General features: G+C 69.2%; 14 protein-coding genes and 1 riboswitch. Of the genes, 5 read left to right on the top strand and 9 right to left on the bottom strand.

Annotation, left to right across the window (positions count from 1 at the left end; all coding sequences use genetic code 11):
- The first annotated feature begins 39 nt into the window (after nt 1-39).
- Together PX554_RS14960 and PX554_RS14965 are read left to right on the top strand one after the other, a co-directional pair.
- The gene (locus PX554_RS14960) at nt 40-912 is read left to right on the top strand and encodes an efflux RND transporter periplasmic adaptor subunit (RefSeq protein WP_420833459.1); all 873 of its coding nucleotides are present in this window, start codon (nt 40-42) and stop codon (nt 910-912) included.
- A complete protein-coding gene (locus tag PX554_RS14965; protein WP_275503029.1) occupies nt 909-2,342 on the top strand; it encodes an efflux transporter outer membrane subunit in 1,434 nt (477 codons plus the stop codon). Before PX554_RS14960 ends, PX554_RS14965 begins: the two co-directional genes overlap by 4 nt.
- 23 nt (nt 2,343-2,365) lie before the next feature.
- On the opposite strand, the gene PX554_RS14970 is transcribed toward PX554_RS14965, so the two are convergent.
- The gene (locus tag PX554_RS14970) at nt 2,366-3,283 is read right to left on the bottom strand and encodes a homoserine O-succinyltransferase (RefSeq protein WP_275503031.1); all 918 of its coding nucleotides are present in this window, start codon (nt 3,281-3,283) and stop codon (nt 2,366-2,368) included.
- Nucleotides 3,284-3,323: 40 nt separating this feature from the next.
- A riboswitch (SAM-I-IV-variant riboswitch) is annotated at nt 3,324-3,430 on the bottom strand.
- A 59-nt stretch (nt 3,431-3,489) separates the two neighbouring features.
- On the opposite strand from PX554_RS14970, the gene trxC reads away from it, so the two are divergent.
- The gene (trxC, locus tag PX554_RS14975; protein WP_275503034.1) at nt 3,490-3,924 is read left to right on the top strand and encodes a thioredoxin TrxC; all 435 of its coding nucleotides are present in this window, start codon (nt 3,490-3,492) and stop codon (nt 3,922-3,924) included.
- A gap of 139 nt (nt 3,925-4,063) precedes the next feature.
- Here the strand turns inward: trxC and PX554_RS14980 are convergent, their stop codons facing one another.
- On the bottom strand, nt 4,064-4,666 hold the full coding sequence (locus PX554_RS14980) for a DUF938 domain-containing protein (protein ID WP_275503036.1): 603 nt from the start codon (nt 4,664-4,666) through the stop codon (nt 4,064-4,066).
- Between the two features lie 4 nt (nt 4,667-4,670).
- Entirely contained in the window at nt 4,671-5,846 is a 1,176-nt protein-coding gene (locus PX554_RS14985) for a glycosyltransferase family 4 protein (protein ID WP_275503039.1), read from the bottom strand.
- A 109-nt stretch (nt 5,847-5,955) separates the two neighbouring features.
- Between PX554_RS14985 and PX554_RS14990 the strand changes: the two genes are divergently transcribed.
- Nucleotides 5,956-6,669: a glutathione S-transferase N-terminal domain-containing protein gene (locus tag PX554_RS14990; protein ID WP_275503041.1), complete on the top strand. Its 714-nt coding sequence runs from the start codon at nt 5,956-5,958 to the stop codon at nt 6,667-6,669.
- Nucleotides 6,670-6,677: 8 nt separating this feature from the next.
- Here PX554_RS14990 and PX554_RS14995 read toward each other — a convergent pair whose 3' ends face one another.
- The 5 genes from PX554_RS14995 to PX554_RS15015 form a co-directional block, all read right to left on the bottom strand.
- A complete protein-coding gene (locus tag PX554_RS14995; RefSeq protein WP_275503043.1) occupies nt 6,678-7,184 on the bottom strand; it encodes a GNAT family N-acetyltransferase in 507 nt (168 codons plus the stop codon).
- A 47-nt stretch (nt 7,185-7,231) separates the two neighbouring features.
- Nucleotides 7,232-7,906 (bottom strand): orotidine-5'-phosphate decarboxylase, encoded by a 675-nt coding sequence (gene pyrF, locus PX554_RS15000; protein WP_275503044.1) that lies wholly within the window; start codon nt 7,904-7,906, stop codon nt 7,232-7,234.
- Entirely contained in the window at nt 7,903-8,232 is a 330-nt protein-coding gene (locus PX554_RS15005) for a lipopolysaccharide assembly protein LapA domain-containing protein (protein WP_275503046.1), read from the bottom strand. The genes pyrF and PX554_RS15005 overlap by 4 nt, the downstream gene beginning before the upstream one ends.
- Before the next feature lie 49 nt (nt 8,233-8,281).
- Nucleotides 8,282-8,977, bottom strand: a complete 696-nt coding sequence (locus PX554_RS15010) for an endonuclease/exonuclease/phosphatase family protein (RefSeq protein ID WP_275503049.1) — start codon at nt 8,975-8,977, stop codon at nt 8,282-8,284.
- A gap of 116 nt (nt 8,978-9,093) precedes the next feature.
- Nucleotides 9,094-9,960: a LysR substrate-binding domain-containing protein gene (locus tag PX554_RS15015; protein WP_275503051.1), complete on the bottom strand. Its 867-nt coding sequence runs from the start codon at nt 9,958-9,960 to the stop codon at nt 9,094-9,096.
- A 177-nt stretch (nt 9,961-10,137) separates the two neighbouring features.
- On the opposite strand from PX554_RS15015, the gene PX554_RS15020 reads away from it, so the two are divergent.
- On the top strand, nt 10,138-11,142 hold the full coding sequence (locus PX554_RS15020; protein ID WP_275503053.1) for a bile acid:sodium symporter family protein: 1,005 nt from the start codon (nt 10,138-10,140) through the stop codon (nt 11,140-11,142).
- Nucleotides 11,143-11,151: 9 nt separating this feature from the next.
- Here PX554_RS15020 and PX554_RS15025 read toward each other — a convergent pair whose 3' ends face one another.
- A complete protein-coding gene (locus tag PX554_RS15025; RefSeq protein WP_275503055.1) occupies nt 11,152-11,373 on the bottom strand; it encodes a hypothetical protein in 222 nt (73 codons plus the stop codon).
- Between the last annotated feature and the right edge of the window lie 3 nt (nt 11,374-11,376).

Raw genomic sequence — 11,376 nt, forward strand, 5'->3', positions numbered from 1 at the left:
GGCCGCTTCACGGCGACGCTGGTGCTGGTTCTCGTCGCGATGCTCGTCGCGTTCTGGCTGTGGCGACGGTACGAGGTCGATCCGTGGACACGCGACGGGCGCGTCCGTGCCGACGTGGTGCGGGTGACCCCCGACGTCGGCGGGTTGGTGACGACCGTGGCGGTGCACGACAACCAGTTCGTGCATACCGGCGACCTGCTGTTCGTGGTAGACCGGCCGCGTTACGCGCTCGCGCTCGAACAGGCGCAGGCGGCGATCGCGAGCGCGCGCGCGACGCTCGCACAGAACCGGCGCGAGGCGGCGCGCGATCTCGCGCTCGGCGATCTCGTCGCGGCGGAGGCGCATGAGCAGAACGTCGCCCGCGTCGCGACCGCGCAGGCCGCGCTCGCGCAGGCGGAGGCGCAGGCCGATACCGCGCGGCTCAACCTCGCCCGCACGCAGGTCCGCGCCAGCGTCAACGGCACGATCACCAACCTCGATCTGCATCCGGGCGATTATGTCGCCGCCGGCCAGCAGGCGCTTGCGCTCGTCGATGCCGATTCGCTGCGGATCGAAGCGTATTTCGAGGAGACCAAGCTCGGCAACGTCCGGCCCGGCGCGGTCGCCAAGGTGCGGCTGATGGGTGATCCGCGCGTGCTGACCGGGCATGTCGAGAGCATCGCCGCCGGCATCAGTGACAGCGAGCGCACCAACACGGGCAATCTGTTGCCCAATGTCAACGCGACCTTCTCCTGGGTGCGGCTCGCGCAGCGTATCCCGGTGCGGGTCAAGATCGACCATGCGCCCGCCGACCTGCGGCTGATTTCCGGGCGCACCGCGACGGTGACGCTGGAGCCGCCCGCGCCCCAGCCGATCTTCGCGCGGCCGCGCCCGACGCCGACGCCGAGCGCGACGCCGGGCGCGACGCGATGAGCCGGCGGATCCTTTCGGCCGCCGCGCTGGCGGCGGCGCTGTCGGCCTGTACCGCCGGGCCGGATTATCACCTGCCCGAAGGCGCCGCCGCGCGGTCTCCATCCGCCAACGGCGCGTTCCTCGGCGCGAAGGACAAGGCGTTCGCGGCGGTGCCGCTGCCCGATCACTGGTGGCGGCTTTACGACGACGCGGTGCTCGACAGCCTCGTCACCGAGGGCCTCGCCGCCAACACCGATCTGCGCGCCGCCGATGCCAACCTGCGCGCCGCCAGCGCGATCGTGCGCGAGGCCGAGTCCGAACGTACTCTCCAGACCGGGCTTTCCGGCGGTGCCGCGCTGTCGCGGCCGAGCGGCACCGGCGCAGACCTGCCGGGCCGGGTCGGCTATGATCTTGGCGGCAGCCTGTCCTATCCGCTCGATCTCGCCGGCCGCATCCGCCGCTCGATCGAGGCGGCGCAGGCCGATGCCGAGGCGAGCGCGGCGGCGCGCGACGAGGTTCGCGTCACCGTCGCGGCCGCGGTGACGCGCGCCTACGCCGCCACCTGCACCGCCAACGTCCGTATCGCCGCCGTCAACCGCGTGATCGGCATCCAGCAGCAGACCTTCACCGCGACGCGGCGGCTCCAGCAGGGCGGGCGCTATACGGCGTTCGATGTGACGCGTGCGCAGACCGCGGTCGAGCAGAGCCAGGCGCAATTGCCGGCGCTGGTCGCGGCGCGGCAGGCGTCGCTGTTCGAACTCGCCGCCCTGCTCGGCCGCGCGCCCGCCGATTATCCGCGCGCGGTGGAAAGCTGCCGCAAGCTGCCGCTCGTCCGCAGCGTCGTGCCGGTCGGGGATGGTGCCGCGTTGATCCGCCGGCGCCCCGATATCCGCCGCGCCGAACGGTCGCTCGCGGCGGCGACCGCGCAGATCGGGGTCGCCACGGCGAACCTCTATCCGCAGGTAAGCCTTGGCGGGTCGGCGGGGTTCACCGGTCCGCTGTCGCCGCTCGGCGTGGGCAGCGCGTTCCATCTTTCGCTCGGCCCGCTGATAAGCTGGACCTTCCCCAACCGCACGCTGGTCCGCGCGCAGATCGCGGTCGCGGGCGCGCAGGCGGACGCGGCGCTCGCGAACTTCGACGGCACCGTGCTGGAGGGGCTGCGGCAGACCGAAACCGCGCTATCCGCTTATGCGCGCACGCGCGATCAGGTCGCCGACCTCACCCTCGCGCGCGACAGCGCCGCGCGCGCCGTGTCGCAGGCCGATCGGCTCACCCGGTTCGGGCGGGGCACGTTCCTCGACACGCTGAGCGCGCAGGCGACGCTGGCGAACGCCGAAGCCTCGCTGGCGAGCGCACAGGCGGCGCTGGTCGATGCCGAGGTGAGCCTGTTCCTCGCGCTGGGCGGCGGCTGGACGCCGGACACGGCGGCACCCGTCTCCACGGCGAAATAGGGCGCCACCCGGCGCGAGCGCGCTTACGCCGCCCGCGCCACGGGGCTGATCGCGGCCAGTTCGAACGGCGTGGTCTGGTAAATCTCGTTGATCCAGTTGCCGAACAGCAGATGCGCGTGGCTGCGCCATGTGTTCGCGGGCGCGCGCGTCGGGTCGTCATCGGGGAAATAATGCGCGGGCACCGCCCCCTGATCGCGCGCATATTCGTCCGCGAGCGTGTTGGTGTCATATTCGAGGTGGTTGAACATATAGAGGCGCCGCCACGCCGGATCTTCGAGCAGACACGGCCCGGTCTCCGCGCTCTCGGCGAGGATGCGCAGCGCCGGCGCGCGCAGCACGTCTTCGCGCCGCACCTCGGTCCAGCGCGACACCGGCACCGCGAAATCGTCCGAGAAGCCGCGCAGATAGGGGGAGGCGGGGGCGAGATTGCGGTGCGGGAACACGCCGCTCGCCTTCGCCGGCAGCGGATGCTTGCCGATGCCGTGGAAGTAATAGGCCGCCGCCTGCGCTGCCCAGCAGATCGTCAGGCAGCTATGGACGTGGCTTTGGGTCCAATCGAAAATCTGGCGCATCTCGCCCCAGTAGCGCACGTCCTCGAACGGCAGCTTCTCGACCGGCGCGCCAGTGATGATGAAGCCGTCGAACCGCTCGTCGCGCACATCGGACCAGGGGCGATAGAACGCGGCCATGTGATCCGCCGAGGTATTGCGCGCGACATGGTCGGTCATCCGCACAAGCGTCAGTTCGATCTGGAGCGGCGAGGCGCCGATCAGCCGGGCGAGCTGCGTTTCGGTGCTGATCTTGTTCGGCATCAGATTGAGCAGACCGATCCGGAGCGGACGAATGTCCTGCCGCGCGGCATCGGCCTCACGCATCACGGTGATGCCTTCGGCCTCGAGCGTGCGGGTGGCGGGCAAATCGTCGGGGATCTTGATCGGCACGGGCGTTCGGTCCTTTGACGGAGCGGACGCTGGTCTGTGGCTGGGTCCGTTTGGTTGCCGGATCGGCCACATCCTTCCTCGCGGAAGTGCCACCTTGCCCGGAAGGCAGGTTGGCGTCGGGCGTCGCCCCAACTCTTGATGTGGCGACGACTTTACGAAATCGCGTGGTGCTTGGCAATCCACCTATGAGACTTACATTTACGCTTATGAGCGAAAGCAAGATCGTGATCTGCCCCGCCTGCGCGAGCGCCAATCGCGTGCCTGTCGAAAAGCTGGGGCTGGGGGGCACATGCGGCCGCTGCCACGCGCCCTTGTTCCAGGCCGCGCCGCTTACGCTGACCGCCGCCAATTTCGATGCGCATGCGGGCCGGGGCGACCTGCCGCTGCTGGTCGATTTCTGGGCGGAATGGTGCGGCCCGTGCCGCCAGATGGCGCCGGCGTTCGCCGCCGCCGCGCGCGAACTGGAGCCGAGGATGCGGCTCGGCAAGCTCGATACCGAGGCGGAAAGCGCGATCGCGGCGCGCTACGCGATCCGCTCGATCCCGACGATGATCCTGTTCAAGGGTGGCCGCGAGGTGGCGCGCCAATCCGGCGCGATGCCGGCGAGCGCGATCGTGGGGTGGGCGCGCGGGCTGGTATAGCCTGACCTGACACGCTTCTTCCCAAACCGTTCGTGTCGAGCGTAGTCGAGACACGGAGCGCCACGCTTGGGGCGCGTCCCTCGACTTCGCTCGGGACGAACGGGGAGGGAGGGCGCGCCGAACGAGATTAGCGCCTAGGTCACCGCCGTGTGAACACCACCGACAGGTTGTTCGCGGGCATGTCCACCACATGGTCGAGGCTCAGCCCGAGCGTGTCGGCGGCGGCCGCCACGCTGTCGAGATCGCGGATGCCCCAAGCAGGGTCGCGCGCCTTCAGATCGGCGTCGAACGCGATGTTGCTTGGCGCCGTCGGCTCGCCGCCGCGCCGGTATGGCCCGTATAAGAACAGCGGCCCGCCCGGCGGCAGCAAGCGTGCCGCGCCGGCGAGCAGCCCGAGCGTCGCCGCCCAAGGGCTGATGTGCACCATGTTGATCGCCAGCACCGCATCCGCCGCCGTGACCGGCCAGTCGTGCGCGGACGCATCCACGTCGAGCGGCGGCAGGACGTTTGCTGGTGCCTCCGCTGCCAACCAGGCGGCGATCGAGCCGCGAGCAGCCTCCGAAGGATCGCTCGGCTGCCACGTCAGTATCGGCAGCGCCCGTGCGAAATGCACGATATGCTCACCCGATCCGCTCGCGATCTCCAGCACGGTGCCGGTTGTCGGCAGAACCGAGCGCAGCACCGCGAGGATCGGGTCTCGGTTGCGGAGCGCGGCGGGGCTGCTCAGGCGGGCATCGGTCATTCGGTCAACAATGTTCCAGCACGGGTTCGGCCGCGCGCGTCCGCTCGATCACGCGCAGATAGGTGTCGAGCACGACCTGGTTGATCCGCTCCCATTTATACCCGGCTGCCTCGGCCACCCCGGCGCGCCCGGCACCGAGCCGAAACGCCTCGTCCTCGCAGAAGCGCTGGAGCGCGTTGGCATAGCCTTCGATGTCGGTCGGCGGGACGATCAGCCCGGTCACGCCTTCCTCGAGCAGCCCGACCGCGCCGCTCGCGCGCGCGGCCACCACCGGCACGCCCGCCGCCATCGCCTCGAGCGTGACGTTGCCGAAGGTCTCTGTCACGCTCGGGTTGAAGAACACGTCCATCGAGGCGACCGCGCGGCCGAGATCGTCGCCGGTCACGTACCCGGCGAACACCGCATCGGGGATTTCCTTGGCGAACCAGTCGCGCGCCGGACCTTCGCCGACCACGAGCGTCCGGTGCGGCACGCCGCGCGCGTCGAGCGCGTGCATCGCCTTGGCGAACACGTCGAGCCCCTTTTCCTTCACCAGCCGGCCGAGAAAGCCGACCGCGATCTCGTCGTCGCCGATCCCGAGCGAGCGCCGCCATTCGAGGCTGCGCCGCGACGGGTTGAAACGATCGTGGTTCACCCCGCGCGACCAGCGCGTCACCGGCGTGGTCACGCCCCATTCGCGCAGGATCTCGCCCATCATCTGGCTCGGCGCGAGCACCTCATCGACGCTCTGGTAGAATTTGCGCTGCAGCTTGACGATCAGCGGCGCGACGAAGCCGATGCCGTAATATTTGACATAGGTCTCGAACCGCGTGTGGTACGAAGCGACCACCGGGATGCCCTTCTCACGCGCGTAGCGGACCGCCGAATGGTTGAGGAAATCCGGCGCCGAGACGTGGACGAGATTGGGCGCGAACGCATCCAGATCGGCGCGAACCCGCGCGTCGATCGCCAGCCCGAGCTTGTACTCGGCGCGGCCGCCGGGCATCTTGACCGAACGCGTGCCGACGAGATCGCCGACGGGAGGGAAGGCCGGCTTGCGGCTGACCGGCGAATAGACGCGCACCGCCGCGCCCTGCTTGAGCAAATAGCCGACGAGCAGGTTCAGCGTCTGATTGGCGCCGTCCCTGGTGTAATTATAATTGCCGCTGAAAAGCGCAACGCGGAGGTCTGTCGCCTGCATCGGGGCGCCATAGCGGTGCGGTCACCACTTGGGAACAGACCGTTTCGCATGTGCGCGCTGTGGCGGCGTGCCGATTGCCCTATATGGGCGGGATCAAGGAGGTTCGCCGATGTCCAACCCAACTCCGCTCGCCGATTTCCCGATCACCGCGCGCTGGCCCGCGCAGCATCCCGACCGCTTGCAGCTCTATTCGTTGCCGACGCCCAACGGCGTGAAGGTCGCGATCATGCTGGAGGAGACGCAATTGCCTTATGAGGCGCACGCGATCGACTTCGGCGCGGACGACCAGCATTCGGCGGCGTTCGAATCGCTCAATCCGAACGGCAAGATCCCCGCCATCCTCGATCCCGATGGTCCCGGCGGCACGCCGCTCGCGCTGTTCGAAAGCGGCGCCATTCTGCTGTATCTGGCGGAGAAGACCGGCAAGTTCCTCCCCGCCGATCCGGCGCGGCGCTACCAGACGATCCAGTGGCTGATGTTCCAGATGGGCGGGGTCGGCCCGATGTTCGGGCAGGTCGGCTATTTCGTGAAGTTCGCCGGCAAGGACATCGAGGACAAGCGTCCGCGCGACCGCTACGTGGCCGAAGCGAAGCGGCTGCTCGGCGTGATGGACCGGGTGCTCGACGGGCGAGATTGGTTCATGGGCGACGATTACACGATCGCCGACATCGCGACGCTCGGCTGGGTGCGCGGGCTGGTCAATTTCTACGAAGCGGGCGATCTCGTCGGGTTCGACCGGTTCGCCAACGTCAAGGCGTGGCTGGATCGCGGGCTGGCGCGGCCGGCGGTGCAGCGCGGGCTGACGATTCCGGCGCGACCATAGCCGCCCGCCTATAGCGGCTTGGCGAGGACCGTCATGAACAGCGGCGGCTGCACCGCGATCGGGAAGTCGCGGCGCTCGCCGGTTCGCGCATAGCCGCGACGTTCGTAATAGGCGATCAGCTCGGTGCGGTTCTCGATCACGGTCATCTCGATCCGGTGCGCGCCGAAGGTGTCGCGCGCGGTGGTCTCGGCGGCGGCGATCAGCCTCCGGCCGAGCCCGGCCGCTTGCCGGAGTGGCTCAATGCACAGCAGCCCGAGATAGGCGGTTCCGCCGCCGTGGTCGCTCACCTGCACGCAGCCGATCGGCACCCCGCCATCCACCGCGACGAGCAGCCGGGCGGCGGGATCGGCGACGATCGCAGCCAGTGCCGCGCGGTCTATGCGTTCGCCGTCGAGCAGATCGGCCTCGTGCGTCCAGCCGGCGCGCGCCGCATCGCCCCGATAGGCGCGCTCGATGACCGGATGGAGGTTCGGCAGATCGGCGGGCACAGCGGTGCGGATGACGGGATCAAGCATCGTCGAATCGAACATGGCTCAGTTCGGCCGGCTGCGGCGCCGCGCGGTCACAGGGTCGCGCCGATCGCGCGTGCCGCCGCATCGGGGTCGCTCGCGCCGGTGATCGGGCGGCCGATCACCAGGATGGATGCGCCGGCATCGATCGCGGCGCGCGGCGTTACCACGCGCTTCTGGTCGCCAATGTCGCCGTCCGCCGGGCGCACGCCCGGCACGACGAAGAAGCCCTTCGGCCAAAGCTTGTGCGCGGCCGCGACCTCCTCACCCGAACAGACGATGCCATCGACGCCCGATTCCCGAGCGAGTTCGGTGAGCCGCAGCACCTGTTCGTGCGGGGCGTTCGCGCAGCCGATCGTCCTCAGATCGTTCGCGTCGAGGCTGGTCAGGGTCGTCACCGCGACGACTTTGGTGCCGAGCGGCGCGGCGGCCTTGGCGTCTTCCAGCATCGCCCGCCCGCCCGAGGCATGCACGGTGAGGATCGCTGGATCGAGTCCGCGCAGCGCCTGGATCGCCTTGGCGACGGTGTTGGGGATGTCGTGCAGCTTGAGATCGAGGAAGATCGGTAGGCCGAGTTCGTGCATCTCGGTGACGCCGTGCCGGCCGTTCGCCATGAAGAATTCGAGGCCGAGCTTGATGCCGCCGACATGATGGCGGACCCGCTGCGCGATCGCGCGGGCGCGCGCCATGTCGGGCGTGTCGAGCGCGACGAAGATACGGTTGGTCATATACGGGTTTCCGGCTCGGCGGTGATCGCAAGCGGCGCCGTCTCGACCGCGGTGCTGGGGGCGGGCGCGGCGATTACCTCGCGCAGCGTGGCGATCGTGCGTTCGGCGGTGGCGAGGCGCGCGCGCATCCGCCAGCGCGCCGCGTGGTACACGCCCAGCATCGGCACGAGACCGACGAGGAAGGTGATGAGCAGCAGCAGCGGCAGGTTGATCTCGGCGATCAGCCCGCCCCACAGGTTGACCGGCACCGTCGTCCAGTTGTTGCGCGTGAACATCGCCGCGACGAACGCGAGGAGGCACCAGAACAGTGTCTTGAGGAACTGCATGCGTAACGGTTAACCCGCTTTGACGCGCGGCGCCAGTCCGCCCGCGCGATCAGGCCGGTTCGAGCAGCGCCCAGATCGGCAGATGGTCGGACGCGCGCCGCGCCGTCGCGCTGGAATGGACGCCGCACTCCACGACGCGCAGCGCGCGCGACGCCATGATCCGGTCGAGCCGGCCGACCGGGCGGCGGGCGTGGAAGCTGGGGCCGGTCGGCGCGCTCGGATAATGCGCGCAGAAATCACGCAGGCAGCCGCCGTTCGGGGTCCATTCGTTGAGATCGCCCATCAACACCGCCGGCAGCGCATGCGTGCTGGATTCGACATGTGCGATGATGGCGTGCGCCTGTCGCCTGCGCCACAGGCCGGACAGATCGAGATGCATTCCCACCACGCGGATCGCGGTGCCGCCGATGCGCAGATCGGCGGAAACCGCACCGCGCGGTTCCAGCGCGGGGAGGTGGATCGTCTCGTGGTCGATCACCTGCGCGCCCTTGCGGACGAGGATGGCGTTGCCGTGCCACCCCATGCTCGCGGTGTTGCGGCCGAACGGCACCGCGTGCCACGCGCCATGCTCCTCAAGCAGATGCTGCGGGATGACGCGCGCCTTGGTGCCGAAGCGGCGGTCGCATTCCTGGAGCGCGATGACATCGGCATCGACCTCGCACAGCACATCGAGGATGCGGCGCGGATCGCGCAGGCGATCGAGGCCGATGCCCTTGTGCATGTTGTAGCTGGCGACTTTGATCATGGGGCCGGTCAACGCTCTCGATTGGCGATTGGTGCCACCCTAACCTTTCGAGCCGAGCGCCGTCGAGGCGGCTGCGCGTTGGGCCTGTCGCTCGACCGTCCGACGAACGGCGGGGTTCAGGCGTGTGCCGCGCGCTCGACGCCCGCCCAGTGCAGCATCGCCGCGATCAGCGCATCGGCGACCGGGTTGCCGGCGCCGGGGCCGATCACGACGAATTCGATCTCGGGCAGCACCGGCAGGCTCGGATGCGGCGCGACGACGGCGAGTTGCGCGGGGCTCAGCCGTGCCGAATGCGGCATCAGGCCGATGCCCGCGCGCGCGGCGGCGCTGAGGCCGGTCAGGCTCGCGCTGGTGAAGGCGATCCGCCAGCTTCGCCCGGCACGTTCGAGCGTTTCGATCGCCAGCGCGCGCGTCACACTCGGCGGCGGATAGAGCAGCAGCGGCAGGGGCGCGACCGGATCGAGCCGGAAATCGGGGTGCGCGACCCAGCGGATCGGCTCGCGCCACGCGGTCGTGCCCCGCCGGTCCCCGGTCTTGCGCTTGACGAAGATCACGTCGAGCAGCCCGGCATCGAACGCGTCGTAGAGATCATGGCTGAGCCCGGCGCTCAATTCGAGGTCGACATCCGGATGGCGCCGCACGAACGCCGCGAGCACGTCGGGAAGCGCGGACAGCACGAAATCCTCCGACGCGCCGAGCCGTAGCCGCCCCCGCAAGGGACGATCGGAGAGGCTGGCTTCGAGCCGTGCCTGGGCATCGAGCACGCGGCGGGCATGATCGAGCAGCGTCTCGCCATCGACCGTCAGCGCGACGCGATGCGTATCGCGATCGATGAGCCGGCGGCCGGTGAGCGTTTCGAGCCGCCCGATCTGTTGGCTGACCGTTGATTGCCGCAGCCCGAGCGCCTTGGCGGCGCGGGTGAAGCCGCGCCCGTCGGCGACGGCGACGAAGGTGGCGAGCAGGTCCGGTGAGATCATGGTCATGCATATATGTGATGAGTGTTATCGGGGCTATCGGAATTGCGCATGACGGGTGTCGGGTTACATCGCATTTACACGCACCGTTCGCACCGAGCGAAGTCGAGGTGCCGCCGCGAACGTGGCGCGTAGGGCATGTCCCTCGACTTCGCTCGGGACGAACGGCTTCGAGGAGCCCACGTCATGTCCGCGATACTCCGCCGTATCGACCGCTACCTGCTGCTGCTGATCGCGACCGTCGTTCTCGCCGCGGTGCTGCCCGCGCGTGGCGATGCCGCCGTCTGGGTCGATCGCGGGGTGAATGTCGCGGTCGCCGCGCTGTTCCTGTTTTATGGCGCGCGGCTCAAGCCCGAGGCGATCTGGGCCGGCATGTCGCACTGGCGGTTGCAGGCGCTGATCTTCGCCAGCACCTACGTCCTGTTCCCGCTGATCGGCGTGGCGGTGACGTTCGCGCTGCGCGGCGTGCTGTCGGCCGATGTGCGGGCGGGGCTGTTGTTCCTGTGTCTGCTGCCCTCGACGGTGCAGTCGTCGATCGCCTTCACGTCGATCGCGCGCGGCAACGTGCCGGGCGCTCTGTGCGCCGCGTCGCTGTCGAACATGCTGGGTGTCGTGATAACGCCGATCCTGGTTTCGCAATTGCTGCCGGTGGCGAGCGGCGGCTTCTCGCTGAAGGCGCTGGAGGATATCGCGGTGCAGATCCTGCTGCCCTTCGTGGTCGGGCAGGCGCTGCGGCCGTGGATCGGCGCGTGGCTGCTGCGCCACCCGGTGCTGACGATGGTGGTCGATCGCGGATCGGTGCTGGTCGTCGTCTATGCCGCGTTCAGCGCCGGGATGGTCGCTGGCATCTGGCACCAGCTTTCCCCCGCGAGCATCGCGGGCGTGCTGGCGGTCGATCTGTTCATCCTCGCGCTGGTGCTGGCCATCACGACCATCGCCAGCCGCCGGCTCGGCTTCTCGGTGGAGGACGAGATCGCGATCGTGTTCTGCGGCTCCAAAAAGAGCATGGCCGGCGGCATACCGATGGCGGCGATCCTGTTTCCGGGCCATGCCGTCGGGCTGATCGTGCTGCCGCTGATGCTGTTCCACCAGGCGCAATTGTTCGTCTGCGCGACGCTCGCGCGGCGGTATGCCGGGCGCGGCGCGGCGACGACGCGTACAGCCGAACCGGTGCCCGTCGCCGCCGCGTGAGGACGCGCCTCAACTCCAGTCGCTGCGCTCGACCGAATCGAGGATTCGCGCCCCGGCCATGAAGACGGCGACCGGGCAGGCCGCGAACAGCATCCAGCCGCCGACGCTGCCGTGATATTGCTGGACATAATGCGCGCCACGTTCGGTCGCACCCATGGCGAGGCCATAGATGACCAGAAACGCCTCGAACTTGGTCTTGATGACGAACAGCCGGGAGAACTTGCGCCACATGGC

The sequence above is a fragment of the Sphingomonas pollutisoli genome (assembly GCF_029167165.1).
Taxonomy (GTDB): Bacteria; Pseudomonadota; Alphaproteobacteria; order Sphingomonadales; family Sphingomonadaceae; genus Sphingomonas; species Sphingomonas pollutisoli.